This is a genomic window from Streptomyces sp. NPDC052299 (genome assembly GCF_040679335.1).
Lineage (GTDB): Bacteria > Actinomycetota > Actinomycetes > Streptomycetales > Streptomycetaceae > Streptomyces.
Genome location: NZ_JBFAUP010000022.1, coordinates 97,455 through 123,575 on the forward strand (window position 1 = coordinate 97,455; position 26,121 = coordinate 123,575).

The 26,121-nt window shown below is 74.0% G+C and carries 23 protein-coding genes and 2 pseudogenes; 10 read left to right on the forward strand and 15 right to left on the reverse strand.

From position 1 onward, the window contains the following. Positions 1–26 precede the first annotated feature (26 nt). Positions 27–827 carry a GntR family transcriptional regulator gene (locus AB0L33_RS29915; RefSeq protein ID WP_365686424.1) on the forward strand — a complete coding sequence of 267 codons (801 nt, stop codon included), beginning with the start codon at positions 27–29 and terminating at the stop codon, positions 825–827. Between the two features lie 93 nt (positions 828–920). Then, the gene (locus tag AB0L33_RS29920) at positions 921–2,165 is read left to right on the forward strand and encodes a type ISP restriction/modification enzyme (protein WP_365686426.1); all 1,245 of its coding nucleotides are present in this window, start codon (positions 921–923) and stop codon (positions 2,163–2,165) included. Positions 2,166–2,631: 466 nt separating this feature from the next. On the opposite strand, the pseudogene AB0L33_RS29925 reads toward AB0L33_RS29920, so the two are convergent. From AB0L33_RS29925 to AB0L33_RS29935, 3 genes and pseudogenes are all read right to left on the reverse strand, one after another. Further along, positions 2,632–2,772 (reverse strand): annotated as a pseudogene (locus AB0L33_RS29925) (TetR/AcrR family transcriptional regulator); the annotation flags it as partial. A 167-nt stretch (positions 2,773–2,939) separates the two neighbouring features. Further along, entirely contained in the window at positions 2,940–3,203 is a 264-nt protein-coding gene (locus tag AB0L33_RS29930; RefSeq protein ID WP_365686429.1) for a hypothetical protein, read from the reverse strand. Between the two features lie 184 nt (positions 3,204–3,387). Further along, a complete protein-coding gene (locus tag AB0L33_RS29935; RefSeq protein ID WP_365686462.1) occupies positions 3,388–4,170 on the reverse strand; it encodes an SGNH/GDSL hydrolase family protein in 783 nt (260 codons plus the stop codon). A 317-nt stretch (positions 4,171–4,487) separates the two neighbouring features. Here AB0L33_RS29935 and AB0L33_RS29940 point away from each other — a divergent pair. Then, positions 4,488–4,574 (forward strand): annotated as a pseudogene (locus tag AB0L33_RS29940) (ABC transporter ATP-binding protein); the annotation flags it as partial. 5 nt (positions 4,575–4,579) lie between these two features. On the opposite strand, the gene AB0L33_RS29945 reads toward AB0L33_RS29940, so the two are convergent. Next, positions 4,580–4,954, reverse strand: coding sequence for a GntR family transcriptional regulator (locus AB0L33_RS29945; RefSeq protein ID WP_365686430.1), 375 nt, complete (start codon positions 4,952–4,954; stop codon positions 4,580–4,582). Positions 4,955–5,023: 69 nt separating this feature from the next. Here AB0L33_RS29945 and AB0L33_RS29950 point away from each other — a divergent pair, with 69 nt between their 5' ends. Beyond that, positions 5,024–5,944: a GNAT family N-acetyltransferase gene (locus AB0L33_RS29950; protein ID WP_365686431.1), complete on the forward strand. Its 921-nt coding sequence runs from the start codon at positions 5,024–5,026 to the stop codon at positions 5,942–5,944. Next, positions 5,925–6,422, forward strand: a complete 498-nt coding sequence (locus AB0L33_RS29955; protein WP_365686432.1) for a DUF402 domain-containing protein — start codon at positions 5,925–5,927, stop codon at positions 6,420–6,422. Before AB0L33_RS29950 ends, AB0L33_RS29955 begins: the two co-directional genes overlap by 20 nt. Positions 6,423–6,432: 10 nt before the next feature. Here the strand turns inward: AB0L33_RS29955 and AB0L33_RS29960 are convergent, their stop codons facing one another. The 4 genes from AB0L33_RS29960 to dnaE form a co-directional block, all read right to left on the reverse strand. Beyond that, positions 6,433–7,521: a methyltransferase domain-containing protein gene (locus AB0L33_RS29960; RefSeq protein WP_365686433.1), complete on the reverse strand. Its 1,089-nt coding sequence runs from the start codon at positions 7,519–7,521 to the stop codon at positions 6,433–6,435. Between the two features lie 79 nt (positions 7,522–7,600). Continuing rightward, entirely contained in the window at positions 7,601–8,494 is an 894-nt protein-coding gene (locus AB0L33_RS29965) for an alpha/beta fold hydrolase (RefSeq protein ID WP_365686435.1), read from the reverse strand. A gap of 201 nt (positions 8,495–8,695) precedes the next feature. Continuing rightward, positions 8,696–9,736, reverse strand: coding sequence for a hypothetical protein (locus AB0L33_RS29970; RefSeq protein WP_365686464.1), 1,041 nt, complete (start codon positions 9,734–9,736; stop codon positions 8,696–8,698). Next, on the reverse strand, positions 9,733–13,257 hold the full coding sequence (gene dnaE / locus AB0L33_RS29975; protein WP_365686436.1) for a DNA polymerase III subunit alpha: 3,525 nt from the start codon (positions 13,255–13,257) through the stop codon (positions 9,733–9,735). The genes AB0L33_RS29970 and dnaE overlap by 4 nt, the downstream gene beginning before the upstream one ends. A gap of 129 nt (positions 13,258–13,386) precedes the next feature. Here dnaE and AB0L33_RS29980 point away from each other — a divergent pair, with 129 nt between their 5' ends. The 3 genes from AB0L33_RS29980 (at position 13,387) to AB0L33_RS29990 (ending at position 15,595) form a co-directional block, all read left to right on the forward strand. Beyond that, positions 13,387–14,409: a DUF3533 domain-containing protein gene (locus AB0L33_RS29980; protein WP_365686437.1), complete on the forward strand. Its 1,023-nt coding sequence runs from the start codon at positions 13,387–13,389 to the stop codon at positions 14,407–14,409. 11 nt (positions 14,410–14,420) lie between these two features. Beyond that, positions 14,421–14,972 (forward strand): hypothetical protein, encoded by a 552-nt coding sequence (locus tag AB0L33_RS29985; RefSeq protein WP_365686439.1) that lies wholly within the window; start codon positions 14,421–14,423, stop codon positions 14,970–14,972. 137 nt (positions 14,973–15,109) lie between these two features. After that, complete coding sequence (locus AB0L33_RS29990; RefSeq protein WP_365686441.1) at positions 15,110–15,595, forward strand: phospholipase; 486 nt, start codon at positions 15,110–15,112, stop codon at positions 15,593–15,595. 64 nt (positions 15,596–15,659) lie between these two features. Here AB0L33_RS29990 and AB0L33_RS29995 read toward each other — a convergent pair whose 3' ends face one another. The 5 genes from AB0L33_RS29995 to AB0L33_RS30015 form a co-directional block, all read right to left on the reverse strand. After that, entirely contained in the window at positions 15,660–16,559 is a 900-nt protein-coding gene (locus AB0L33_RS29995) for a S1 family peptidase (RefSeq protein WP_365686443.1), read from the reverse strand. 189 nt (positions 16,560–16,748) lie between these two features. After that, entirely contained in the window at positions 16,749–17,549 is an 801-nt protein-coding gene (locus AB0L33_RS30000) for a DUF1684 domain-containing protein (protein WP_365686444.1), read from the reverse strand. Positions 17,550–17,554: 5 nt separating this feature from the next. Continuing rightward, the gene (locus AB0L33_RS30005; protein WP_365686446.1) at positions 17,555–18,469 is read right to left on the reverse strand and encodes an LLM class flavin-dependent oxidoreductase; all 915 of its coding nucleotides are present in this window, start codon (positions 18,467–18,469) and stop codon (positions 17,555–17,557) included. Next, positions 18,466–19,440: an LLM class flavin-dependent oxidoreductase gene (locus tag AB0L33_RS30010; RefSeq protein WP_365686447.1), complete on the reverse strand. Its 975-nt coding sequence runs from the start codon at positions 19,438–19,440 to the stop codon at positions 18,466–18,468. Before AB0L33_RS30010 ends, AB0L33_RS30005 begins: the two co-directional genes overlap by 4 nt. A gap of 437 nt (positions 19,441–19,877) precedes the next feature. Continuing rightward, on the reverse strand, positions 19,878–21,107 hold the full coding sequence (locus AB0L33_RS30015; protein WP_365686449.1) for a DUF5685 family protein: 1,230 nt from the start codon (positions 21,105–21,107) through the stop codon (positions 19,878–19,880). Between the two features lie 305 nt (positions 21,108–21,412). On the opposite strand from AB0L33_RS30015, the gene sepF reads away from it, so the two are divergent. Next, a complete protein-coding gene (gene sepF / locus AB0L33_RS30020) occupies positions 21,413–21,856 on the forward strand; it encodes a cell division protein SepF (RefSeq protein WP_073968076.1) in 444 nt (147 codons plus the stop codon). A 15-nt stretch (positions 21,857–21,871) separates the two neighbouring features. Here the strand turns inward: sepF and AB0L33_RS30025 are convergent, their stop codons facing one another. Both AB0L33_RS30025 and AB0L33_RS30030 read right to left on the reverse strand, forming a co-directional pair. Continuing rightward, on the reverse strand, positions 21,872–23,083 hold the full coding sequence (locus AB0L33_RS30025) for an acyl-CoA dehydrogenase family protein (RefSeq protein ID WP_365686451.1): 1,212 nt from the start codon (positions 23,081–23,083) through the stop codon (positions 21,872–21,874). A gap of 39 nt (positions 23,084–23,122) precedes the next feature. Continuing rightward, positions 23,123–24,847, reverse strand: a complete 1,725-nt coding sequence (locus AB0L33_RS30030; RefSeq protein WP_365686453.1) for an MFS transporter — start codon at positions 24,845–24,847, stop codon at positions 23,123–23,125. 467 nt (positions 24,848–25,314) lie between these two features. On the opposite strand from AB0L33_RS30030, the gene AB0L33_RS30035 reads away from it, so the two are divergent. After that, a partial coding sequence (locus AB0L33_RS30035) for a phosphatase PAP2 family protein (RefSeq protein WP_365686455.1) occupies positions 25,315–26,121 on the forward strand: 807 nt, incomplete at its 3' end.

Below are 26,121 nucleotides of genomic sequence, written 5' to 3' on the forward strand. Positions count from 1 at the left end.
CGCCCTCCCGGGCCCGGCGACGACGCATGCAGGAGGACCAGGTGCCGCAGCCCGCTGCGAACAGTCCCGCCCCCCGGGGCACCGCCTTCGCGCCCGACTCGCTGGTCCTGAACCGCAAGCTGCCGCTCTGGTACCAGGTCTCGCAGTCGCTGCGGGCGTCCATACTGGGCCGCGCCCCGGACGCCACGCTGCGGCTGCCCACCGAGGAGCAGCTCGCGGCGCACTACGGGGTCAGCGTGCTGACCATGCGCCAGGCGCTCAAGGAGCTGGAGGCGGAGGGCCTGATCAGCCGGCACCGGCGGCGCGGCACGTTCATCGAGCCGCACGCCCGCCGGGGCTCCCCGGTCCGGCTGCTCGGCTCGATCGACGCGATCGTGGCCCAGCAGTCGGGCGAGCGCTCCACGCTGCTCGGCCACGGCCCGGTCCCGGTCCCGGGCGACGTGGCCGAACACTTCCCGGGCTGCGCGGAGGTCGTCGGCTACCGCCGGCTGCGGTGCGACGGGACGACCGGCGAGCCGACGAACTGGGCGCAGAACTGGGTGCACCCGGAAGCCGCGGCGGACCTGGACCCGGCGGACCTCGACCGGTGGCCGATGACCAAGGTGCTGCGCGACCGGGTCGGCGTCCCGATCTCCCGGATCACCGACACGGTCGAGGCCCGGCTCGCCGACCCGGCCACCGCCGAACTGCTGGGCGTCCCGCTGCTGAGCCCGATCCTGTACTACACGGGCATCACCTACGACGAGGGCGGCCGGGTGGTCGACGTGGCCCGGATCCATTACCGGGGCGACCGGTTCTCGTTCTCGGTGACGGTGGAGGCGCACTGAGCCCGCACGGGAAGGCGCCCTGACGCCGCCCCCGCCGCCGCCGTTACGATGCCGGGGAAGGCGGCGGGCGCGGCAGGCGGGGAGGACGACACGGTGGCAGCACCGGCAGCGGCCGGGTCCGGCGACGGCCCGCGCGGCCCCCTCCTGGACGACCTCATGCCCTGGTCGGTCCGGCCGCTGCGCACCGGGCGCGCCTGGGTGACGGCCCCGGACGCGGCGTCCCTGCGGGCCCGCTGGGACCGCCTCGTGCGGGCGTCGGGCGAGGAGCGCGAGCGGCTGTTCGCCCCGAGCCGTGCCCGGACGCAGCACAGCGCCGTGGCCGCGCTGCCCGGCCGGTCCGGCGCCACCGGCCGCTTCGCCCGCGAGACGGGCCCCTGCCCGGAGCCGGTGCGGGTGCTGCACGGGCCGTACGACGAGCAGTGGCTGCTGCCCGACCACCGGCTGCTCGACGTGGCCCGGCCCGAGCTGTGGCGGGTCGCCGACGACCATCAGCTCTTCCTGGTCGAGCACGGCCGGGTGCCCCATGATCCGGGCCCCGTCGTGTCGGTGACGACGCTGCTGCCCGACGGCCACTCCCCCGCCGGCCGCCCCGGCCGGGTCCGCCCGCTGTACCGCCGCCCCGGCGGTCTCGAACCCAACCTCGCCCCGGGCCTGCTCCCCGCCCTGCGCGCCCGGTACGGGGAGGCGGTCACCGCCGAGTCCGTGCTGGCCTGGATCGTGGCGGCGGCGCGCCCCTCCCCGGCCGGCTGCGTGGTCCCGCTCCCGGCGGACGCCACGCGCTGGGCCGAGGGGACCGGGCTGGGCCGCGAGCTGCTGCGGCTCCACATGCGCGGGGCGCGCGGGGCGGAGCGCCCCCGGCTGCCGGGCGGCCGGCGCCCCTATGTGCGGGCGGCCGTCCCGCCGGTCCCGGCACACCTGTCGTACGAGGCCGAGGAGCGGGCGCTCGTGCTGGGCACCGGCCGCGTCGCGCCGGTGCCGGCCGGGGCGTGGGAGTTCCGGGTGAGCGGTGTGCGCGTGCTCGAGCTGTGGTTCGAGCGCCGGGCGGCGGCGTGCGGGGCGCCGGGGGCGGACGCGACGGGGCTCGAAGCGGTCCGGCCGCGCGCCTGGCCGCAGGAGTGGACCTCGGAGCTGCTGGACCTGGTCACGCTCCTTGCCCTGCTGGCCGAGCTGCGGCCGCGTCAGGAGGAGCTGGCCGAGGCGCTGGCGGCGGGCCCGGGGAGCGGCGATGAGGAGCTGCGGGAGGCGGGGGTGCTGCCGGTCGGGCCGGCGGCGCGGCGGCCCGCTTCGGTCCTGGACCATCAGGAGGAGGGGCCGGACGGGCAGTTCGCGCTGCTGTGAGCGGGCCCAGGGCGGCCGGCCGGTCGAGGTCGCCGAGGAGGCGGACGAAGCCCGTCTCCAGGAAGGCGCGGAGCTCGTCCAGGGCGTCCGGCTCGTCCAGCGGCCAGCCGGTGACGGCCTCCTCGGCGAAGGCGAGCCAGGCCCGGGCGGCCAGGGTGAGCCGGGGCGACGGCGCCATCCCGAGGCGGCGCTGCCCCTCCACGACCCGGCGGGCGAGGGTGGCGCGGGTGGCCTCCACGATGTCGCCGGCGGCGGGGTGGCTGCCGGCGGCGCCCCGGACGAGGGCGCGGTAGACCTTGCGGCGCCCGGTCACGTACGCGACGAAACCGGCGATGAACGCGCGCATCCAGGCGACCGGGTCCAGCGAGGCGTCCGGTTCGGTGGCGGCGGTGAAGTCGTCGCATTCCCGGCGCACCACGGACCGGTAGAAGTCGCGTTTGGAGTCGAAATAGTGGAAGAGCAGTCCGCGCGATATGCCGGCCCGCCGGGCCACGGCATCGGTGGAGAGCTCGTCCAGGGAGCAATCGGCGAGCATGTCCACGCCAATCGCCACCAATTGCGCCCTTCGCTCGTCGGGGCGCAGACGCGCGGCTCGCTTCTCGGGCATGGGCCCAGTGTAGAAGTAGTTCGGCACCGAATTACCTCGGTACCCATACGGGGCCCGTCCGGCACAGCGCGTGACCGGGAGCGGACATGGCGACGCGCCACTGCCGGCTCCGGGGATGACGGAAGAGCGGGCAGCAGCGCGCTGCGGGAATCAGGACCGCCGTCGGGTCAGTGGCGGCTGCCGAAGAGCGAGCGCCGCAGCCGGCGCAGTGGCGCGAAGAGCGACACCCGTGCACTTCTGCTGCGCCGGGCGTGTCCGGCCTCGCGCGAGGTCAGCTCGCGCATCAGCAGCGTCGCTTCCGCCGCCTCGCGCTGCGGCACGACGGGGCCGCCCAGCACCGCGAGATGGCGGTCGAGGCGCGAACTCGTCGCGCTGCTCCCGCATGTAATGGCAGGCACGCGCGCCCTGCTGCGCACCGTTATCTGTTCCATGTCACTCCCCACCCGTACGAGGGCACTCGGCCCGGGCAGGTTAACCCTATCGCCTGCCGCCGACACTCGTGTATCCCGGGAGCGGGATTGCGCACACACATACGGAGGTTGACGAGGCGTCGGTGAATCTGCCCGGCTCCGGGGCGAGTTGGCGGGCGCGCCCCTCGCGGGGCGCGCCGCGGTGTCAGTCGAGCGCGTTCAGGACCGGCAGGTAGCCGCCGGACTGCCCGGCGGCGAAGGGGTGGTACGACTCGCCGATGTTCAGCCAGTTGAGGCTGTGCAGCCAGGCGCTTCCGGAGCAGATCTCGTGCCCGGTGAAGGTGCCGGTGACGTCACCGAAGCTGAAGCCGTGGTCGGCGGCGCGCTTGGCGGTGGCCGCGTTGAGGTAGTCGGCGGCGCCGTTGATGGCACCGCGCACCTTGTCGCTCAGCCCGACGACGCAGCTGCCGCCGATCTTGTAGAAGCGCGGGTAGCCGAGGACGACGACACGGGCGGCGGGGGCCTTGGCCTTGATCGCGTCGTACACCGAGTCGAGCTTGCCGGGCAGCGTGGTGTCCACGTAGCTGCGGGCGGTCGCGATGCGGCTGAGGCAGGTGGACTCCGACTGGAGGACACAGGTCGTCATGACGTCGGAGAAGCCCGCGTCGTTGCCGCCGATGGAGATCGAGACGAGGTCGGTCGAGGAGTTGAGCGGACCGAGCTGATTGGCGATCACGTCCCCCGTGCGCGCCCCGGAGCAGGCCGTGAAGGAGAAGGAGGCGGGCGAGTGGGCGGAAGCCCAGAGGGAGGGGTAGGCGAGGGTGCTGCGCTTGCAGTCGCCGCTGGAGCTGATGTAGCTCCCGGAGCCGACGCCCGAGGAGTACGAGTCCCCGAGGGCGACGTAGTCGACGGACGCCGCGGCGTTCGCGGTGGTCGCCCCGGTCAGGGCGATGACGGCGCCGAGCAGGAGCGAGGACGAGAATGCCACGAGTCTGGACAGTTTCACGGAATCTCCCTTGAGCGACCGGCAGGATCTCTGCCTACTCAGTGGTAGCAGCGCGGAGGCCCTTTCCGGAAGTGTTCATGCCAAGTCGAACGGATGAGCTTTTGCCGAAGGGCTCATGACCGGACGCTCACCCAACTCGGCGTGCGCGCGCGGGGGTTGCAGCAGATCGGACCGGATGGCCTGCTCCACTGGTCTACGCCATTACCCCGGCGCCGGCCGGGGCCCGGAGGAGGCCGTGTGCTGCGCCTGATGCGGCATCAGCCGCTGAGCCACTGGGCGCGTTCGCCGGCCCTGCCGGCCGGGCCCTGATCGGCTCCCCGCGCCTGATCCTCGCGGACGAGCCGCCGGGCAACCTGGACTCGCGGTCCGGCGAGGACGTGCTCGACCGCTCTCAGTCCGCGAAGACGGCGCGCACCGCGTCCTCGGCGAGTTCCAGGGCGCGGGCTCGGGAGAGGCCGAGGCGGCGGGCCTGTTCCGCGTACGCGCGGGCCGCGGCGGCGGCGTTGCGGTCGGCGGTGTCTCCGGCGGCGGCGACGAACGTGCCGTTGCGGCCGCGGGTCTCGATGACGCCGTCCGCCTCCAGCGCGCGGTACGCCTTGGCGACCGTGTTGGCGGCGAGGCCCAGCTCCTCGGCGAAGCCGCGTACCGTCGGCAGCCGGTAGCCGACCGGCAGTGCGCCGGAGCGGGCCTGTTCGGAGATCTGGGTGCGCAGTTGCTCGTACGGGGCGGTGCCGGAGTCCGGGTCCACGGCGATCTTCAGGGTCACGCGCCGATTGTCCCCCACCGGCGGAAAATGGGAGGCGGTCGGGTCGGCGGCGCGGCTAGCGTCCGGCGCATGACTGTCCTCGTACGCGACTTCCGGCCCGACGACGCCGAGGGGTGGGTGCGGGTGCGGCGCGCCGCCCTGCCGTACATGATCACCACGCCGGAGCAGGTCGTGGCCGACCTCACCGGGGCCCCGGCGGCGCGGCGGTACCGGATGCTGGTCGCTGAGGAGGACGGCGAGATCATCGGCACGGCGCAGGTGGGCCTGGCCCATGACAGCCCGGAGCCGGGGTCGGCGTTCTGCAATCCGTACATCCATCCGGACCGGACCGGCCGGGGCGCCGGGACGCTGCTGCTGCGGACCGCCGAGGAGTATCTGGCCATGGCCGGGGCGACCACCGTCTACACCTGGGTCCCGGACACGCCCGGCGACCGGGCGTTCGCCGAGAAGCACGGCTACACACCGAGCCGGCCGGCCCACTTCCTCCATCTGGATCTGGCGAACGGCTCGCTGCCGCCGCGTCAGGAGCTGCCGTCCGGGGTCGAGCTGCGGACGGGCGCCGACTTCGCCGACGATCCGCGCCCGCTCTTCGAGGCGGACGCCGAGGCCACGGCGGACGAGCCCAGCGACACGCCGGCCCGGCTCGACGACTACGCGGAATGGCTCGCCGAGACCTGGAACGACCCCGGTCTCGACCACCACCTCACCTCGGTCGTGCTGGCCGACGGCGAGGTGGCGGCCTTCAGCGCCGCCCGGACCGACGGGGCGGGCCGCTACGGCTCGGCTATGACGGGCACCCGGCGGGCGTACCGGGGCCGCGGCCTCGCCAAGCTCGCGAAGAACGACTCGCTGCACCGGGCGCGCGCCGCCGGATGCACCGACGCCTACACCGGCAACGACGCCGGGAACGAGCCGATGCTGGCGGTCAACCGCTGGTTCGGCTACGAGATCTGCGCCACGGAGGTGCGCCATGTCCGCAGGCTCGGCTGACGCCGCGCTGACCGTCGTCCTGGTCAAGGCCGGGAAGACCAAGATCAGGTATCCGGCGGCCCCGGTCGCCGACGACGGCACCCGGATCACCGTCCGGGCCCCCTGGGCCGCCCCCGGCGTCCGGGACTTCGGCTTCGTCCGCTTCGAGCCGGGCGACGTCTTCACCGAGCACTACTGGCGGGACGCCTGGTTCGCGGTGAAGGAGGTCCGCTCCGGCACGGGCGGGCTCAAGGGCTGGTACTGCGACGTGACCCGCCCGGCCGTGCTCCGGGACGGCGAGCTGGTCGTGGAGGACCTGGACCTCGACCTGTGGGTGTCCGCCGACCGCTCGGAGATCCTGCGCCTGGACGAGGACGAGTTCGCCGCGAGCGGGCTGGCCGTGCGCGACCCGGAGGCGGCGAAGGCCGCGATGGCGGCCCTGGACGAGCTGGAACGGCTGGCCCGCTCCGGGAACGGGCTCGCCCCGCTGCTGACCTGAGCGGCCGTCCTCACCCGCCGCTCACCGGGAGCGCCACCCCCCGGCGCTCGCCCTCCGGTTCGTACGCGACCGGGTCGCCGTCCTCGTGCCAGTGGATCAGGAAGCGCTCCCCCGCCCGGTAGCCGTCGAGGCCCGCGCGGCAGTAGGCGACCATGTCGTCGGGGAGGGCGTCCAGCGGATACCAGGCCAGCTCGGAGCACTTGTCCGGTTCGCGGTTGTACGGGGGCCGCGCGGGGTCGTACGCCGCCTCGAAGAACCAGCCCGTGCGGGGGTCGCCGCCCGGGCCCCGGTGCTGCATGACCAGCGCCACGCGCAGCTCCGCGGGGTCCAGGGCGAGGCCGGTCTCCTCGGCCGCCTCCCGGATCATCGCGGCGCGCACGTCCTCGCCGTCCTCCACATGGCCGGACGGGGCGTGCAGCAGGCCGTCCGCGTAACCCGTGCCGGACCGGCGGGCGAGCAGGACCTCGGGGCCGCGGCGGAGGATCAGGTGCACGTCGACCACCTCGGTGTGGCGGCGCGCCCCGCGCACCGGGGCCACCAGCGCGTACCGCTCGTCGTCCACGTCCTTGCCCCACAGGTCGCGGTCGCCGGAGAGCCGTTCGTGGTGGACGCGCTCGGTGAGCGGGGCGAGCAGCGCGGTGAGGCGTTCGGCGGAGAGACCGGTCCCGTTCCACACGCCCTCCACCAGGACCAGCCTGCCGCCGGGGCGCAGCAGCCCCGCCCAGTGGCGCAGGACGGCCGCCGGGTCGGGCATCAGCCACACCACGTGCCGGGCGAGGACCACGTCGAACCTGCGGTCGCCGACGGGCGGCCGGGCCGCGTCCCCCACCAGCACCTCGGCGTCCGTACCGGCCAGCTTGGCGCGGGCCCGCTCCACCATGCGCGGCGAGCTGTCCACACCGGTGAGCCGGTGGCCCCGGCCGGCCGCGAGCAGGGACAGGCTCCCCGTACCGCAGCCGAGGTCGAGCACATCGGACGGCCCGGCGGGCAGCCAGCTCTCCAGCCGCCGCGCCCAGGCGGCGCGGACCACCGGGTCGAGGAGCCCGTGGTCGGCCTCCTGGTCGAAGGTGTCGGCGAGGGTGTCCCAGTCGGTCGTCATGATCCGATCGTGCCAGCCGCCACTGACAACGCCCCCGTCCCGGCGAGGACGGACCTCACCGGGACGGGGGCGTGCGGCTCTAGCCGATGACCGAGGCGCAGTCGGTCGGGGTGGCGTGCGACGGGTCCAGCGCGTTCGCCACCTCGTGGTAGGCGACCCGGTCGATGGTCCCGATCGCCACGTGCTCGGAGAGGTCGACCGGGCACAGGTCCTGGAGCAGGACGTTGCGCACGTCGGGCCCGTCCAGGAACTGGGTCCGGTACGGGGTCACGACCTCGTCGTACCGGGTCGCGATGACGGTGTAGTGCACGCCGGGCACGGTGTCCGGCAGGGAGTTGAGCTTGGTGATGAAGGGCGAGCCGGCCACCTGGTCGGCGAGTCCGGGCGTACCGGCGTTGAGCAGGTACTCGGCACCGGGGAAGTACGGCAGGAGCTTGGTCAGGCCGAGCAGCGTGGTGCCGTGGTTGTCGGGCGCGAGGCCGATCATGGCGTTCACCCTGGCCGCTCCGCCGAGGAACTTCAGGTAGTAGTTCGGCATCATGCCGCCCTGCGAGTGGCCCACGATGTCCACCTTGGCGGCGCCGGTGGAGGCGAGCACCGTGTCGACGAAGGCCGCGAGCTGGCCCGCCGACTTGTCGATCGGGCCGAGCCCGTTGAAGACCGGCACGCCGGGCAGCTGGCCGTAGTCGAGCGAGTAGACGCAGTAGCCCCGGTTGACCAGGTAGGGGGCGAGGACCAGCCAGTTGTCGACGGAGTTCCCGAAGGTCCCGTGGACCAGGACCACGGGACGGGGGTGGGCGGCGGAGGGCTTGCAGGAGTAGTCGTTCCAGCCGCGCGAGGTGGCGGCCGTCGCCGCGGCGGGGGCGGCCGCGGCGGTCGCCGTGGGGGTGGCGACCGCCGCGACGGCGAGAAGCAGGGCGGCGAGCGTCCGGCGGGCGCGTGGGGAGCGCGGCGCACGGGTCCAGGGCAGCATCGTGGGGTCTCCTTGCGGCTCAAGGGAGTTGCGATGTCTGTGCACCCTGCGGCCCGGACCACAAGTTCTGCTGACGTTCTGCGTGCTCATGCCAAATTACGCACGAGTAGGGTTCGCTGGGAAGTTACGCGTCGGTAAAAAGTCCGCGGCGCGGCCGGACGGGCGGGTCACGCGACGACCGGCCCGGGACCCGCGCCCCGCTCAGGCCGCCAGCCGCCCCGGCATCACGGCCCGGGGGCCGAACCGCTCCCGCAGCTCGTCCGCGACCGCCTCGATCCGCCGGGCCCGCTCGTCCACCGGGTCGAAGCTCAGCTGCCGCGCCGCCCTTCCGGCCTCGCCCAGCCCCTCCGCGCGCAGCCCGATCCCCCGCACCCGGGCCCGTTGCAGACCGAACGAGCCGTGGATGCGGTACGCCAGCGCGGTGAGCTCCGCGGAGTGCGCGGTGGGCTCGCGGAGGGTACGGCTCCGGGTCAGCGTCGAGTAGCCGGTGCGGTCGGCGTAGCGCACGGAGACCGCGAGCGCGCGGCACACCTGCCCCTCGCCGCGCATCCGCGCCCCCAGCTCCTCGGTGAGCGACATGAGCGCGCGGCGCTGCCGCTCCGGGTCCAGCTCGTCGCGCGGGAAGGTGCGCTCGGCGGCGACCGAGCGGGCGGCCGCGTTCGGCCGGACGGCGGTGCGGTCGATGCCGTGCGCCCGGTCCCACAGGTCGCGCCCGGTCCGCGTCCCGGTGATACGTTGCAGGGTGCTGAGCGGGGCCGCCGCGATCCGGCCGACGGAGTCGAGCCCGTACCCGCACAGCGTCCGGGCCGTCGCCGCCCCGACGCCGTCCAGCGCGGCGGCCGGCCGGTCCGCGAGGAAGGCGGCCACCCCGTCGGCGGGCACCACGAAGGTCGTCCCGGGCGCGGCCTGCCGCAGCGCCATCCGGGCCAGCATCGGGTTCGGGGCGGCCCCGATCGCGCAGTCGACCCCGTGCAGGGCCAGCGCGCGGACCCGGATCACCGAGGCCAGGCCCCGCACGTCCCGCCCGAAGTAGCGCAGCGCGCCGCGCACATCGGCGAGCGCCCCGTCGGGCGGCGCCGCCTCCACGACCGGGGTGAACGAGCCGAGCAGGGCGAGCAGCCCCGCGTACCCGGCGGCGTCCGGGGGCCCGCCGCCGACCCGCCGGAACCGCAGGCAGAGGACGTCGGCCCCGGAAGCCCCGGAGGCCCCGTGAGCCCCGGAGGGCCCGGCCGCCCCGGTCATCCCGCGCTCCCCGGGCTCTGGTGCCACAGCTTCCTTCCGGTGGGCAGCCCCTCGCCGGGCGGCTTGAGGTCCGCCCAGGGGTTCATCTCGTAACCGGTGGGCATCCGGATGCGCCGCCCGTCGCCGCCGGACCCGGTCTCCGCCTCCGCCTCCGTCTCGGCCTCGGCCTCGGCCTCCGGCACCTGCGCCAGCCGCTCCGCGACCGCGTCGAGTCCGCCGGTGCGCCGGAGCTCGGCCAGCTCCGCCAGGTTCCAGACGGCCGCGCCGACCACGCTCAGGCTGCGCGCCCCGCGCCGCTGCACCACCCCGCGCACCAGCAGCAGCCAGGAGTGGAAGACGGTGTGCGCGCAGGCGGCGTGGCTGTCATCGAAGAAGGCCAGGTCGACCAGGCCCGTGCCGTCGTCCAGGGTGGTGAAGACGACCCGGCGGCCGGAGCGGATGGGCGGGGTCTGGGTCGCCGCCTTGGCGCCCGCGACCAGCACGGTCTCCCCGTGCCGCGCCTCCCGCAGCCGCTTGGCCGAGACCGCGCCGAGCTCCTTGAGGAAGGCGTGGTGATCGCTCATCAGATGGCGCGAGACGTCCATGCTCAGCACGCCCAGTTCGGCGCTGAGCCGTTCCGCCTCGTTGAGGTCGGGCAGCCCGGCGGACGCGGTGCGGCGCCCGCCGCCGAGCGGGAGCTGCGCGCCGGAGCCCACGCCGCGCTGGGCGCGGTGCAGTTCGGACAGGTGGAGCAGCAGGTCGCGCCGGTTGGCCCCGAAGGCGTCCAGCGCGCCGACCTGGGCCAGCCGTTCGGCGGCCGGCTTTCCCGGGCGGGCCCGCTGCCAGAAGTCCAGCAGTGAGCTGTAGGGCTGACCGGCCTCGATCCGGGCGACCTCGGCCTCGCTGATCCCGTGCACGTCGGAGAGCGCGAGCCGCAGCCCCCAGCGCTCCTCCCCCTCCCCCTCCTCGGACACCAGTTCGATTCGATGGGCGGCCGCCGACCGGTTCACGTCCAACGGGAGCACGGGCACCCCGCGCCGCCGCGCGTCGGCGAGCAGCAGCCGCTTCGGGTACATCCCGGGGTCGTGGGTGAGCAGCCCGGCATAGAAGGCCGCCGGGTGGTGCGCCTTCAGCCAGGCCGACTGGTACGTGGGCACGGCGAAGGCCACCGCGTGCGCCTTGCAGAAGCCGTAGCTGCCGAACGCCTCGATGATCTCCCAGGCGCGGGCGATGACCTCCGCGTCGTACTTGCGCGCCGCCGCGTGCTGGGCGAACCAGACCCTGATCAGGGGCTGGGACTCGGGGTGGGAGAGCCCGCGCCTGACCCGGTCGGCCTCGTCGCGGCCGCAGCCGGTCATGATGTCGACGATCTGGATGATCTGCTCGTGGAAGACCACCACGCCGTACGTCTCGCGCAGCGGGCCCTCCAGGTCGGGGTGCGGGTAGCGGACCGGCGCGCGGCCGTGCCGGGCCTCGATGAACGGGCGGACCATGTCGGCGGAGACCGGGCCCGGCCGGAACAGCGAGATGTCGACCACCAGGTCGTGGAAGTTCTCCGGCTGGAGCCTGCCGACCAGGTCCCGCTGGCCGGGCGACTCGATCTGGAAGCAGCCCAGCGTCTCGGCCGTCCTGATCAGCTGGTACGTGCGCGGGTCGCCCGGCGCCACGGCGTCCAGGTCCACCTCGCGCCCGGAGGCCCGCTTCACCTCGGCGACCGCGTGCGCCATCGCCGACTGCATGCGTACGCCCAGCACGTCGAGCTTGAGCAGCCCGAGGTGTTCCACGTCCTCCTTGTCGAACTGGGACATCGGGAAGCCCTCGCCGCTGGTGGGCACGACGGGGGTGCGGCGCAGCAGCGAGGCGTCCGAGAGGAGGACCCCGCACGGGTGCATGGCGACGCCCCGCGGCAGTGCGTCCAGCGCCTCCACCAGCTCCCACAGCCTGCCGTACGTCTCCCTGGTCCTGGCGACCTCGCGCAGTTCGGGCAGTTCCTCCATGGCCGCGCGGGCGTCGCGGGCCCGGATGTGCGGGAACGCCTTGGCGAGGCGGTCGGTCTCGGCCGGGTTCATGGAGAGGGCGGCGCCGACGTCGCGGATGGCGTGGCGCACCCGGTAGGTCTCGGGCATGGCGACGGTGGCGACCCGCTCGGCGCCGAAGCGGCCGATGATCGCGCGGTAGACGTCCAGGCGGCGGGCCGATTCGACGTCGATGTCGATGTCGGGCAGCACGAAGCGGCGCTTGGACAGGAAGCGTTCCATCAGCAGCCCGTGCTCGACCGGGTCGGCGTGGGCGATGCCCAGCAGGTGGTTGACCAGCGAACCGGCCCCGGAGCCCCGGGCGGCCACCCGCACCTTCATCGCGCGTACGTCGTCCACCACCTGGGCGACCGTCAGGAAGTACGAGGCGAAGCCGTGGTGGGCGATGATGTCCAGCTCGTGGTGCATCCGGTCCCAGTACCCGGGCCTGCGGTCGTAGCCGCGCAGCACCATGCCGGCGGCGGCGCGGGAGGCCAGCACCCGCTGGGCGGTGCGCCGCTCCGCGCCGACGAGACCGGGCTCGGGGAAGTGGACGGAGCCGAGTCCGATGTCGCCCCCGGGGTCCACCACGCACGCCTCGGCGGTGTCCCGGGTCTCCGCGAGCAGCCGCGCCCCGGCACCGGCGCCGAGCCCGGCGGCGGAGGTGATCCGCTCGGCGGTCTCCGCCATCGCACGGGCGTCCTTGAGCCAGCGCTCACCGCTGTCGAGCGGGGCGCGGCGCGGGTCGACGGGGACGAGCCGGCGGGCGGCGTCGAGCACGTCGGCGACCGGGCCCTGCCCCGGGTCGGCGTACCGGACGGCGTTGGTCAGCACGGCCCGTACGCCCTGCTCGGCGGCGAGGCCGACGGTACGGGCGGCGAGCCGCAGCGAGCCGGGCCCGGTCCCGGTCCGCCCGTGGTGGACGGCTTCGAGGCGCAGGCCGTCGCCGTACAGCTCGCGCCAGGGGGCGAGGAGGGCGGCGGCCAGGTCGGGGCGGCCCGCCGACAGGGCCCGGCCGACGTCGGAAGCGGGGCCGAGCAGCACGGCGAGCCCTTCGGCGGGCAGCGCGGACCGGTCCACCAGGGGCCGGCCGCCCTCGGGGACGGCGGCATGGGCGGCGGTGACCAGGCGGCACAGCTCGGCCCAGCCCAGGGCGCCGTCGCGGGCGAGGAAGGTGACCCGGGGTGCCGATTCATCGACAAAGGAACCTCCCCGGGCTGGGGTGCGGGGGCGCCGGGCGGGCCCGTCCCCCGGCACCGGCCCCACCGCGAGGTCCGCCCCGAACAGCGGGCGCACCCCTTCCCGCTCGCAGGCCCGGGCGAACCGGACCGCGCCCGCGAGGGTGTCGCGGTCGGTCAGCGCGAGGGCCTCCAGGCCGCGCTCGGCGGCGCGTTCCGCCAGCCGCTCCGGGTGCGAGGCCCCGTACCGCAGGGAGAACCCGGAGGCGGTATGCAGATGCGTGAACCCTGGCACCTGCACCTCCTGAACCGATTCGTACGCGCTGGCCACCCCCTCGCTCTCCACCATAAACCAAGTTTCGAACACTCGTACGATACTCGGCGCCCGCCCGGTCTCCCCCGCTCACGCACCCCTCTCCTTCCGCCGTTCGGCCGCGCCCCGACTGCGCGCGCGAGGGGCAGCCCGGAGCGTGGGGGCATGACTTTCGCCGACGAGGTGAGGAACGCAGTCACTCCCCGGGCCGCTCTGCTCGTCATCGGGGTGCTGGCGCTCCAGCTGCTGTTCATCGCGTCCTACATCGGGGCGCTGCACCACCCGAAGCCGACGGACGTCCCCTTCGGCGTCGTCGCACCCCAGCAGGCGTCCGCCCGGCTCGTCGACCGGCTGGACGGCCTCCCGGGCGGCCCGCTCGACCCGCGTACGGTCTCCGACGAGGCCACCGCCCGCCGGCAGATCCTCGACCGCGAGATCGACGGCGCCCTGATCGTGGACCCCCGGGGCACGAGGGACACCGTGCTGGTCGCCTCCGGCGGGGGCACCGTCCTGGCCACCTCGCTCACGAAGATCGTCAAGGAGGCGGAGGCGACCCAGCGGCGCACCGTGCGCGCCGTCGACGTGGCCCCGGCCTCGCGCCAGGACTTCGACGGGCTGTCCGCGTTCTACCTGGCGGTGGGCTGGTGCGTCGGCGGCTATCTGTGCGCCTCGATCCTGGCGATCAGCGCGGGCACCCGCCCCGCCAACCGGCAGCGCGCGCTGATCCGGACCGGGGTCATGGCCCTGTACGCGATCGCGGGCGGCATCGGCGGCGCGCTCATCATCGGCCCGGTCCTCGGCGCCCTGCCCGGCAGCTTCTGGGGGCTGTCGGGCCTGGGCGCGCTGACCGTCTTCGCGGTCGGCATGATCACCCTCGCCCTGGAAGGGCTCACCGGCATCGTCGGCATCGGCCTGGCCGTCCTGATCGTGGTCATCGCGGGCAACCCGAGCGCGGGCGGCGCCTTCCCGCTCCCGATGCTGCCGGACTTCTGGCGCGCGATCGGCCCCGCCCTGCCCCCGGGCGCCTCGACCTGGACGGCCCGCTCGATCGCGTACTTCCAGGGCAACGCGGTGACCGGCCCCCTCCTGGTCCTGTCCGCGTGGGCGGTGGCGGGGACGGCGGGCACGCTGCTGACGGCGATGCGCAGAACCCCGGACCGGCCGACGGTGGGGGCGTCCCGCCGTTAGCATCGGCCCCCATGATCACACTGGCCGTCACCATCGGGCTCACGTTCACCGGCTACGCCCTCACCTATCTCAACGGGCTGCGCCTCGCACAGCGCCAGGAACGCCTCGCCCGGGTGAACCGCCAGCTCGGCGATTTCTACGGCCCCCTGTTCGCCCTCACCGAGGCCAACAGCCGCATCTTCGCCGCGTTCCTGGAGCGCAACGCCCGCCCCGACGGCAGATCCCCCTTCGACCACGGAACGCCACCCACCGAGGAGGAACTCGCCGAGTGGCGGCTGTGGGTCACGACCGTCTTCCTCCCGAACATCCGGGCCATGCGCGATCTCGTCCTCGCCCACGCCGACCTCCTGAGCGAGCCGGTGATGCCGCCCCTCCTGCTCCAGCTGTGCGCCCATGTCTCGGGTTACGAGATCACGGCCGCCCGGTGGGCGCGGGGCAACCACGAACAGCACCTCTCGGTGGTGTCGTTCCCCAGCCGGGAGATAGCCGCCTACGCGCGCAAGGGCTTCACCGAACTGAAGAGGGAGCAGGCCCGCCTGCTGGGACAGCGGCACGCCCGCTGACACGTACCCCGCACGGCGCACAGCCCCGAACAGCCACCGCACGCCCCTAGGCACGGAAGGTGCACGGCGGCACTCTGGAGCGACCTCGCACTTCCGCGAGGGCGGTCCAACTGCCCCTCTCCCCACGGAGGTTGTCCATGCGCCGTCGCGTCGCCACCCTGCTCGCCGCCCTCGGCCTGTCGATCCCGCTCGCCCTGCTGCCCGTCGCGTCCGCCTCGGCGGCTCCAGCGGACAAGGCCCAGGTCCTCAGTTCCTGGACGCAGACGAGCGCCGCCAGCTACAACGCGTGGAACTCCGCCCGCAACAACAAGGGCGCCTGGTCCGCGTACGGCTTCGACTGGTCGACGGACTACTGCAGCACCTCGCCCGACAACCCCTTCGGCTTCCCGTTCCGGACGGCCTGCGCCCGCCACGACTTCGGGTACCGCAACTACAAGGCCGCCGGCACGTTCTCCGCCAACAAGGCCCGCCTCGACAACGCCCTCTACGCGGACCTCAAGCGCGTGTGCACCGCCTACTCCGGCGCCAAGCGGACCTCGTGCGACGCCACGGCCTGGACGTACTACCACGCGGTGGACATCTTCGGCGTGGCACCGGCCGGGGCGGGTGCGGGCAGAGGCTGACGGCGCTCGCACGCACATGGCCCCCGGCGGGACCGGGGGCCATGTGTCCGTGCAGAACCGGGCGTCAGTTCAGGGTGACGCCGTACGCGCTCAGCGCCTCGGTGACCGGCTGGAAGAACGTCGTACCGCCGGAGCTGCAGTTGCCGCTGCCACCGGAGGTCAGGCCGATGGCCTTGCTGCCGGAGTAGAGCGGACCACCCGAGTCGCCGCCCTCGGCGCACACATTGGTCTTGATCATGCCGTAGACGATGTCACCACCGCCGTAGTTGACCGTGGCGTTGAGCCCGGTGACGGAGCCGCTGTGGGTGCCGGTCGTGGAGCCCCGACGGGTCACCGACATGCCGACCGTGGCATTGGCCGCGCCGGTGATGGTGACGCCGCCGACCGTGCCCGGGTGGGCGAGCGCGGTGTTGTCGTAGCGCACGATTCCGTAGTCGTTGCCTGGGAAGCTGGAGCCGACCGTCGGGCCTATGTAGGTGCTGTTCGAGGAGTTGGTGTACCAGGGCGGATTGCCGTCGGTGCAGTGACCGGCGGTCAGGAAGTAGTACGTGCTGCCGCTGTGGACGTTGAACCCGAGGGAACAGCGCCAGCCCGGAGCGTAGATCGCGTCACCGCCGGAGAGCAGCTTGTTGAACTTGCCCGGGGTGTGCTCGATGCGCAGGGCGCCCGCGTTGCCGCCCGCGGAGTCCTTGATCTGCTTGATCTCCGCCGCGGAGACCGTGCTGTCGACCGTGACCACGACCTTCCCGGTCTTCTGGTCGATGCTCCACGCGGTGCCCGCGACGTCGGCGCCGAGCACGGCGTCGCTGGCGGCGGCGAGCTGGTTGGCGCTGTACGTTCCGCTGGAGTCGGCCTGGGCGGTGGGGGCGGCCAGGGCGCCTACGGCCACCAGGCCCGCCGCGATGGCGACGATCCTGCTGCGTCTGGCGGTACCGCTGAGGGGGGTGGTGCGCTTGATCCTCACTGTCATTCCTCCCGAGGGGAATCGGGGGCCCGCCTGTGGGGTGGTCGGACCCGTGAGGCGCAGTCAGGCACCCGGCCATCCGTCCGCATTCCGGATACGCCGTGCCCCTGACAAGCGCTGCTCGGGAGTATTCAAGGCGTCAACTTCTCGCGCAAGGGTGCCTTTTGGCCTGAGCTCCCGGAGGACCCCTCAGTTGTCGACCCGCTGCCGCTCCCCCGCCTCCACGGCCACCGGAAGGGTGTTGCCCGGCGGCGGGAAGGGGCAGATGAAGTGGTCCGCGAAGGCGCACGGCGGCAGCAGCGCGCGGTTGAGGTCGACGGTCACCGCGCCCTCCGCGTCCGGCGCGGCGGGCCGCAGGAACCGGAAGCGGTAACTGCTGTTCCCGCTGGTGGCGTCGGCGAAGACGGCCCAGAGCGACCCGTCCGGCTCGACGGCGGCCTGGAGCGTGTGCCGAACCCCGTCCAGCTCGAAGGCGATCTCCCCGGCGAGCCCCAGTCCGCGTTCGACACCGTCCGCGTTCTCGACCCGGACGGTGCGCGCGTCCGGGTACCGGCGGAAGGTGCCCGGCACCGCCCAGCGCGGGTCGTACGGGGTCGCGTCGATCGCCCGGAACGCGCGCCGCGCGGGGGAACCGGGGTCGAAGACCCGGACCGCCCACAGGCCCTCGCGGCTGAGCACGACGAGCCTGCGCCCCTCGTGGGCGACCCGGGACGCGTCGACCGGCCCCCGGTCGGCACCGAGCCGGACCTCCCCGGCGAAGGGCTTCCCGTCGACGGTCAGCCCGTCCTCCGGGGCGGCGTCGAGCACCAGGGCGCCGTCCTCCTCGCGCCACCGGCCCGGGACGGCCGGAATTCGCCCCTCCGGCTCATCCGCGAGCCAGTGGGTCCCGGTGAGGGAGAGCGGACCGTAGGGCGCCGAGACCGTGGCGGTCCGCTCCTCGTGCCAGCGCTCCCAGTCCCGCGCTGCCTGCTGCTGTGCGTGCGTGCTCATGGTGGTCAACCCTTCCATACGGGCGCGGTGATCCCGAGGTGCGACCGCAGCGTCGGGCCGGTGTACGTACGGCGGAGCACCCCCCGGTCCCGGAGGAGCGGAACGACCCGGTCCACGAAGTCGTCGAGTCCGCCGGGCGCGTGCGGGACGAGGACGAAGCCGTCGGCGGCGCCCTCGGTCACGTACTCGGTGAGCAGCGCGGCGACGGCGGCCGGGCTGCCGGTGAACGGTTCCCGCTCACCGGTGTCGTCGGCGTCGTCGAGCGCGAAGCCGACGCGGAGCATGACCTTCAGCTCGTCGTGCGTCCGGCCGTGGGCCGCGAGCCGCCCCTTCACCTCCGCGTAGCGGGCGCGGGCCGCGCCGAGCGTGGTGTGCGGGAGGAGAACGATGTCGGCGGCGGACGCGGCGAGTTCCCGGTCCTCCGGCGAGTCGCCCGCCAGCACGGTGACGGGATGGCCCTGCGGACAGCGTTCCACGGTGAACTCGCCCTCCACCGCGAAGTACCGCCCGTGACGGGCGACGGGGCGCGGGGTGCCGTCGGGCGTCCAGGAGTCCCAGAGCGCGCGGGCGGCGGCGACCCACTCGGCGGCGCGCGGGTGCCCGCCGGCCGGAGGGTGCGCGTGCCAGGCGGCCCGGCCGGCGCTGAGGTGATCGAGGGTGGCGAGGCGGCGGGCCTGCTCGTAGGGCTCCCCAAGGGCGGTGCCGGCAGCGAGCCCGAGCCGGTCGGTGCAGGCGGCGAGGGCGGCCAGCACGGTGAGCGCGTCGGGCCCGCCGGCCGCCCCCTCGGCGACGAGCAGGAAGTCGAACAGGCCCCGCTCGGCGGTGCGCGCGAGCTGTTCGTACGAGGCGAACCCGGCCCGCTCTCCGGCGTCGGGGGCCTGCGCGGCGAGGTGCATCCGCCGGGGCGGCACGGTCGTCATGCGCGCGCCCCGGCGGACGCGTACCGGCGGGCGGGCCGGGCCAGACCCAGGTGCTCGCGCAGGGTGCCGCCCGGGTAGAACGTCCGGAACAGGCTGCGGTGCTGGAGCAGGGCCACCGTGCCGTTGACGATCCGTTCGAGGTCGCGCCCGGGGGTGATCGGGGTGAGGTGGAAGCCGTCGACCGCGCCGGCCCGGTACCACCGGGTGATCAGCGCGGCCAGGTCGACCGGGCCGCCCCGGTAGTAGGTCCCCCGGTCGGCCGGTGGCGGCTCGTCGGCCAGCCCCGGTTCCGGTGCCGTCTCGGCGTCGCCGAGGTCGACGGTGAGCGCGGCGAACACCAGCAGCGCGTCGGGGTCCCGGCCGTGCTCGGCGGCGCGGCGGCGCACGTCGTCGCGTATCGCGGCGGTCCGCTCGGGGGTGGCGGCCCGCACGAGGACGACGTCGGCGTGGCGGGCGGCGGCGGCCCTGGCCGGTTCCGGCGTGCCGTCGATGACGACGACGGGGTGGCCCTGGGGCGGTTCCCAGTGGTCCCAGTGCCGGGCGCAGACCTCCGCGCACGCCCCGGCCCCGTCCCACAGCGCGTCGGCGGACGCGGCCGGGCGGCGGCCGAACAGCCGGGCCTCGGCCTCCGTCGCGGACACGCCGAGCCGCCAGCCCGCCCGGCCCCGGCTGACCCAGTCCAGGGTCGCCACGGCGGACGACAGGCGGGAGGGCTCGGCGTGGGTGGCGGTGACCGTCGGCACGAGGCCGATGCGGCGGGTGGCGGGGGCCACCCGGGCCAGGACGGCGAGCGCGTCGGGGCCCGGCCGGGCGTAGGAGTCGCCGAGGGTGACGAAGTCGAGCGCGCCGCCCTCCGCGAGCCGGGCGAGGGCGGTGTGGTGGGCGGCGTCGTACCGGGGTGGACCGCCGATCTCGGCGGCGAGGTGGAGGGGCCGGAGGGCAGGGCGGGGTGCGGATGTGCGCGCGGGCATGCGGAGGCTCCGTGGATACGGTGATCGGACACGGGGCGCGCCCTCGGCGCGAAAACGCGGAATCGCAGCAGCGTGAAGCATGGCGGACGGGCCCCTCAGCCCGGTCCTGCCCCCGAGACAAGCGGTGCCGGGGGCAGGCTGTCAAGCCTGTCCACACTGTGAGCAGTACGTCTCAGGGCAGTTGACGGGTCATCGGATGGCTGTTCCACTGGGGCCATGCAATCGCAGCAGTGGCTGGTCAAGCGCTCCCACATCGACTTCGGTCGCGTGTGGTCCTGTTCCTGTTGAGCCGACGCCCTGCTCCTCGCGCCCGCCCCACCCTTGTCCGGGCGCGCCCTCGCACGCCCGGCACAGCAGCACACCCTCCCCTCGCTCCGTCCCGCTCCGCCTTGCCGCGGAGCGGGACGCAGGGGTGACGACGCCCAGGTGACACCGCCTCAGCAGTCGCACCCGCAGTCACAGCCGTCGCAGCAGTTGCAGCAGTCGCAGCAGTTGCTGCACGCGTCGCAGCCGTCGCAGCAGTCCCCGCAGTCGCAGTCGTTGCACAGCCCCTCGCGCCGCTGACGCGACCAGGGGTCCTCGAAGGTGCCGCAGCACATCTGGCAGGTGCAGGCGAGCCCCGCCCACACCAGACAGCCCATGACGAGTCCGCGCCGGTCGCGCGGCGGCTCGGGCGGCCGCGGTCCGGCGGGCCCGCCCGGCCCCGTGGGCGCGTACGGATTGCCCGGCGGCGGCCCGAACGAGCCCGTGGGCGCCGTTCCTGACGGTTCGCCGGACGCGGTCAGCAGCCCGCCGGACCGGTGGGAGCAGACGTCCGTGGCGAAGGCCCGGTCCACCGAGCGCCGCAGCTCGTGGGTGAGCAGCACATGGACGAGCCGGCCGTCGGTGAACTCCGCGTCCGCCAGTGCCAGCCGCACGCCCTTCAACGCGTCGTCGGCCAGCCGCCGGGCCTCGGCGCGCGAGGTGCCGGTGGCGGTGAGCGGGTTCCAGGCACCCGCCGCGGCGTCGGCTTCCTGGTCCTCCACGGCGTCCAGCAGGTGCGCGAGGCGCCCGAAGAGGCGTCCGGCCTCGGCGAGCGGTTCGGCGTTCTCCGGCTTGCCCGCGAGGACCGCGGTGTGCGCGAAGGCGGCGGCGGTGGCGGTCTCGGTGGGTTCGGTGACCGTCAGCAGCGGGGTGCCGGGGCCCGCGAGGAGTTCGATGCCGGTCTGCCGGTCGACGGCGTCGACCAGGACCGCGGTGTCGAAGCCGAGCTGGGCGCCGGTGCGCGCCCCGGCCCGGTCCCAGCTCACCGCGACCCGGCGGGCCGCCGCGGCGACCGGGCGGCGGCCCAACAGGCCGTCCCGGTCGGCGACGTGGTCCCGCACCTTCGCCGAGGCGAGGACCAGCGAGACGGCGGCGGCGAGCCGGGCGCCCTCGCCGCGCGCGACGGGTGCGGTGCGCATGGAGCGCAGGGGGCAGGGTCCGGCCGTGCGGCGCTGCCCCGGGGTGCGTTCGGCCTGAGCCTCCGTCAGGACCGAGACGATCAGGCCGTCGTAGTTGGTGACGACCCGGGCGAACTGCCCGTGGTCGGAGCGGAGTGCCAGGCAGAGCCCGCAGAGATGGGCCATCCACTCGGTCTTGAGCCTCTCGGAGAGGCGATGCGTACAGGGCCTGACTATTCCGAACACGGCCGTCCCCCGGGTTTCGTTCGCGTGTGCGCCGCACTCGGGCGCGGACGCGACGGCATCGTACCGAGCGTTCCCTTCACCCGTACGTCCCCCATGTCACCCGTACGGCCCGGACATCATATTTTCTTTCTTCAGGGCCCTTTACCCGTACGAACCCTGACGAATCGCCACATCCTCTGCACCAGTACCGTCACGAATGCCCTGCGCGCCGCCTATCCCCTTGGCGCACGATCCGCATCATGGACGACCATAGGGATACGAAAGAGATGCGGAACACCAAGGAACCGCGGTGAGAGGAGGCGTCCATGGGATCGGTGCGCAAGGCGAGTGCCTGGCTGGGCCTCGTAGAGGACAACGACGAGCGGTACTACGACGACGACGAGTACGCCGAGGGTGCGCGAACCGGCACCGGCCAGGCGTGGGTGACCGATCCCCGGGTGCGGGTGGCCTCCGAGACCGCCGAGGAGACGGGCCGCCGGATCGCCACCGTGACCCCGGACAGCTTCCGGGACGCCCGCGCCATCGGCGAGCTCTTCCGGGACGGCGTCCCGGTGATCATGAACCTCACGTCCATGGACTCCGCCGACGCCAAGCGTGTGGTGGACTTCGCCGCGGGCCTGATCTTCGGACTGCGCGGGTCGATCGACCGCGTCGCCACCCGCGTCTTCCTGCTGACCCCCGCCGACACCCAGGTGATGAACGGCGAAGCCGTCGGCCGCCCGGCCGACGGCTTCTTCAACCAGAGCTGACCGCCATCCGGGCGCTCATCGGAACGCGTCCAGGCCGGTGAGCGCCTTCCCCAGGACCAGCTGGTGCATCTCCACGGTCCCCTCGTAGGTGAGGACCGACTCCAGATTGGTCGCGTGCCGCATCACCGGATACTCCAGCGAGATCCCGTTGGCGCCGAGGATCGTGCGCGAGGTGCGGCAGATCTCGATGGCCTCCCGCACATTGTTCAGCTTCCCGAAACTGACCTGCTCCGGGCGCAGCCGCCCGGCGTCCATCCGCTGCCCGAGGTGGTGGGCGAGCAGGATGCCCTTGTGCAGCTCGACGGCCATGTCGGCCAGCTTGGCCTGGGTGAGCTGGAAGCCGCCGATCGGCTTTCCGAACTGCTCCCGGGTGCGCGCGTAGTCGACGGCGGCCTCGAAGCTGGACCGGGCCGCGCCCATGGCGCCCCAGACGATGCCGTAGCGGGCGTGGCTCAGGCAGCTGAGCGGCCCGCGCAGCCCGGTGACCCCGGGCAGGACGGCGTCGGCGGGCAGCCGCACCTCGTCCAGGACCAGTTCGCTGGTGACCGAGGCGCGCAGCGACCACTTGTGCCGGATCTCGGGCGCGGAGAAGCCCGGTGCGTCCGTCGGGACGACGAAGCCCCGGATGCCGGTGCCGGCCGGGCCCTCGTCGGTCTGGGCCCAGACGACCGCGACCCCGGCGACCGAGCCGTTGGTGATCCACATCTTGCGACCGCTGAGCACCCAGTCCTCGCCGTCGCGCTTGGCGTACGTGCGCATGGCGGCCGGGTCCGAGCCGTGGTCGGGCTCGGTGAGGCCGAAGCAGCCGATGATCTCGCCCGCCGCCATGCCGGGCAGCCACCGCTGCTTCTGCTCCTCGGAGCCGTAGCGGTGGATGGCGTACATGGCGAGGGAGCCCTGCACGGAGACCAGCGAGCGGATGCCGGAGTCGGCCGCCTCCAGTTCCAGGCAGGCCAGCCCGTACTGGACGGCGGTGGCTCCGGCGCAGCCGTAGCCCTGGAGCGACATGCCGAGCGCGCCGAGGGCGCCCAGCTCCCGGGCCAGCTCGCGGATGCCGGGCAGCTCGCCGTTCTCGTACCACTCGGCGATGTGCGGCAGGACGCGGTCGGCGGCCCAGGTGCGGACGGTGTCGCGGATCGCGAGGTCCTCGGGGCCCAGCAGGTCGTCGACGCCGATCGGGTCCCGGGGGTCGAAGGGCGGGAGCTTCGAGGTGGGGGCGGTGGACATGCGGGTGTGCCTCCGGCGGGTGCTCGAAAACTAGCGGCGTTAGTTACGGTGCCGGGCCGACGTTACGACCCGGTGTGCCGGACGTCCAGGGTGCCCCGGGCCCGCCCCGCCCGGCCGGCGCCGCGCGGGCACCCGGGGCGGCGCGTCGGCCCGGTCCGCGGCCTCGCGCGGCGGCGTGCCGTCCGGGCGCTCCACCGGCTCCCGGGGCTCGCAGAGCTTCGGTGCGCACTCCATCGCCCGGGGCAGCCGCAGCGCGGCCAGCGCCCCGAGCAGCAGGAGCCCCGCGCTGACCAGCAGCGTCACGTGCAGCCCGTCGATGAAGGCGTCCCGGGCCGTGGTGCGCAGCACGGAGCCGAGCGGCCCGCCCAGCGCCGCGGCCTCCTGGTAGGCCTCGCCGAGGGAGCGGGCGGCCCCGGCGGCCGCGGACGCGGGGACACCGTCGGCGTGCAGCCCCGCGAGGCCGGGCGTATAGGCGGCGTTCATCACGCTGCCGAGGAGCGCTATCCCCATTCCGGCGCCCAGCTGGTAGGAGGTCTCCCCGATCGCGGCCGCCCCGCCCGCCCGGTCGGCGGGGGCCTCGCTGAGCATCGATTCGTACGCGCCGAACAGCGTGGACTGGAGGCCGAAGCCGAGGGCCACGAAGGCGGCGGCCAGCAGGACGGGCCGGTCGTCGCGGCCCATCACGGTCAGGGCCAGCACCGAGGCGGCCGTCAGGACGAAGCCCCAGCCGACCATCCGGCGCGGCCCGATCCGGCGCAGCGTGTGGGAGCCGGTGGCCCCGGCGGCCATCGCGGCGAAGGTGAGCGGCAGCAGCCGGAGGCCGGTCTCCAGAGGGCTGAGGCCGAGGACGAGCTGGAGGTACTGGACGGCGACGAGCTCCAGGCCGACCAGGGCGAGCATGGCCAGCACGATGCAGCCGACGGCGGTCGAGAACGCGGGCCGGTTGAACATGCCGATGTCGATCAGCGGATGGGCGCGCCGCTTCTGGCGCCGCACGAAGACGGCGAGCAGGGCGGCCCCGAGCAGCAGCGGCACCAGGGTCGCGAGCCCGGTCAGCCCCTCGCCGGTGCCGGCCCGCTTCACGCCGAGGACCACGCCGAGCACCCCGGCGGCGGCCATCAGCGCGCCGAGCACGTCCCAGGGTCCGTCGTCGTTGCCCCGGGACTCGGGGAGCAGCAGCCGGCCGACCGGGAGGATCAGGGCCATCAGCGGGATGTTGATCAGGAAGACGGAGCCCCACCAGAAGTGCTCGACGAGGAAGCCGCCGATGACGGGCCCGGTGGCGGCGCCGACGGCGGCCACGGCGGACCAGACGCCGATCGCCACGGCCCGTTCGCGCCGGTCGGGGAAGACCTGGCGCAGGATCGAGAGGGTGGCGGGCATGATCATCGCCCCGCCGACGCCGAGCAGGGCCCGCGCCGCGATGAGCACGCCCGCACTGTCGGCCAGGGCGGCGACGGCCGAGGCGACGCCGAAGAGGGCGTAACCGAGCAGCAGCACGCGCCGGCGTCCGACCCGGTCGCCGAGGGTGCCGAAGAGGATCAGCAGCGAGGCGCAGACGAGCGGGTAGGCGTCCACGATCCACAGCAGACCGGCGGCGCTGGGCCGCAGGTCCTCGGTGACGGCGGGGACGGCCACGTGCAGCACGGTCGCGTCGAGCGCGACGAGCAGCAGGCTGAGGCAGAGGACGACCAGGACGACCCAGCGGTTGGCACCGTCGGCGGCTGCGCGCAGGCGGATTCGGGCGGCGGGCGTCCCGGACATGCATCTACCTCCCAGATGGTTCCCCCGCTCTCGGCGGGCCCACGGGGACAGAGCGTCCGGGCCCGGCATCGACGTGCGAGTGATCCGTCAGCGTACGCGAGTTCGGCGGGGCCACACGTGGCCCATCTCATACCGTCCGACCAGGCCGAGTGTGGCGTACGCCACCGCGCGCACCGCCCGGCGGCACCGCACGAGCCCTCACCCGAAGCCGCACGGTAACCGGACTGGCACCCTCCGTTCCGTTCCGCCGCGCCGCGGCTAAACACACTTCGAGATCCCCGGAATTCTTCGCAAGCTTCAACGAATTACTTGTCGAACAGGTATCGCATAACGGGCCGAAAAGAATAGGGAAGTTATTCAGAGTCCCTGGAAAAACCCGGTGGCTGAGACATACTCCACATCACATCGTCATCACAAAGCGCCCGGATCGACAGGCGCGCCCACTCACTCGCTGTAACGTCGATTGGGTGCGTACCGACATCTTCGCCCGGCTGGACCGGGAGCCGGAACCGCCGAAGATAGAGACACCGCGGATGAGCCCTCACCGCATCGCTCTCTTCGGCGGGACGTTGGCGTTCTATCTGGCCATCGTCGTTGCCGTGCTCATGTCGTCCTGGCTGGTGGCCCTGGACTGGAAGGTCATGCTCTTCCGGCCCTACCAGCAGTGGCCCGAGATCCACGCCGCCCTCGACTACTACGTGGTCCTCGGTCAGCGCGGGCCCACCGCGGTCATGGTCGCCTGCTGGCTCGGCTGGCGCTCCTGGCGGCAGCACACCCTGCGTCCGCTGCTGACGCTCGGCGCCTCGCTGCTGCTGCTCAACCTGACGGTGGGCGCGGTCAAGATCGGCCTCGGCCGGCTCGGCCCGCACTACGCGACCAGGATCGGATCGGCCGAGCTCTTCGCCGGCGGCGATATATTTCCCTCCGGCCACACCGCCAACGCCGTGGTGACCTGGGGAATCCTCGCCTACCTGGCCGCCACCCCGAGGGCCAGGCGCTATCTGTCGGCCATGTCCGCGATCGTCTCGCTCGGCGTCGGCCTGACGACGGTCTACCTCGGTACGCACTGGCTGAGCGACGTGCTCCTCGGCTGGGCGGCCGGCCTGCTGATCCTGCTCGGCCTGCCCTGGGTGGAGCCGCTGATCACCCGCGCCGAGAACTGGATCTTCGCCGCCCGTGCCCGGCTGGGCGCCTCCGGCAGCCGCCCCGCGGCCCCGGCGCCCGGCGCCGACGCCCCGGCGCCCGTACCGGCCGTGCAGCCGCCCGCGCAGCCC

Coding starts and splice junctions, on each gene's coding strand:
- AB0L33_RS30005 (WP_365686446.1), bottom strand. CDS start 18,469: ATGACGACCGTGCCGCCCCGGCGGATGCACCTCGCCGCGCAGGCCCCC.
- AB0L33_RS29960 (WP_365686433.1), bottom strand. CDS start 7,521: ATGACGACCGACTGGGACACCCTCGCCGACACCTTCGACCAGGAGGCC.
- AB0L33_RS29955 (WP_365686432.1), top strand. CDS start 5,925: ATGTCCGCAGGCTCGGCTGACGCCGCGCTGACCGTCGTCCTGGTCAAG.
- AB0L33_RS30000 (WP_365686444.1), bottom strand. CDS start 17,549: ATGAGCACGCACGCACAGCAGCAGGCAGCGCGGGACTGGGAGCGCTGG.
- AB0L33_RS29990 (WP_365686441.1), top strand. CDS start 15,110: ATGCGCCGTCGCGTCGCCACCCTGCTCGCCGCCCTCGGCCTGTCGATC.
- AB0L33_RS29985 (WP_365686439.1), top strand. CDS start 14,421: ATGATCACACTGGCCGTCACCATCGGGCTCACGTTCACCGGCTACGCC.
- AB0L33_RS29980 (WP_365686437.1), top strand. CDS start 13,387: ATGACTTTCGCCGACGAGGTGAGGAACGCAGTCACTCCCCGGGCCGCT.
- AB0L33_RS29965 (WP_365686435.1), bottom strand. CDS start 8,494: ATGCTGCCCTGGACCCGTGCGCCGCGCTCCCCACGCGCCCGCCGGACG.
- AB0L33_RS29970 (WP_365686464.1), bottom strand. CDS start 9,736: ATGACCGGGGCGGCCGGGCCCTCCGGGGCTCACGGGGCCTCCGGGGCT.
- AB0L33_RS29915 (WP_365686424.1), top strand. CDS start 27: ATGCAGGAGGACCAGGTGCCGCAGCCCGCTGCGAACAGTCCCGCCCCC.
- AB0L33_RS29950 (WP_365686431.1), top strand. CDS start 5,024: ATGACTGTCCTCGTACGCGACTTCCGGCCCGACGACGCCGAGGGGTGG.
- sepF (WP_073968076.1), top strand. CDS start 21,413: ATGGGATCGGTGCGCAAGGCGAGTGCCTGGCTGGGCCTCGTAGAGGAC.
- AB0L33_RS30010 (WP_365686447.1), bottom strand. CDS start 19,440: ATGCCCGCGCGCACATCCGCACCCCGCCCTGCCCTCCGGCCCCTCCAC.
- AB0L33_RS30030 (WP_365686453.1), bottom strand. CDS start 24,847: ATGTCCGGGACGCCCGCCGCCCGAATCCGCCTGCGCGCAGCCGCCGAC.
- AB0L33_RS30025 (WP_365686451.1), bottom strand. CDS start 23,083: ATGTCCACCGCCCCCACCTCGAAGCTCCCGCCCTTCGACCCCCGGGAC.
- AB0L33_RS29930 (WP_365686429.1), bottom strand. CDS start 3,203: ATGGAACAGATAACGGTGCGCAGCAGGGCGCGCGTGCCTGCCATTACA.
- dnaE (WP_365686436.1), bottom strand. CDS start 13,257: ATGGTGGAGAGCGAGGGGGTGGCCAGCGCGTACGAATCGGTTCAGGAG.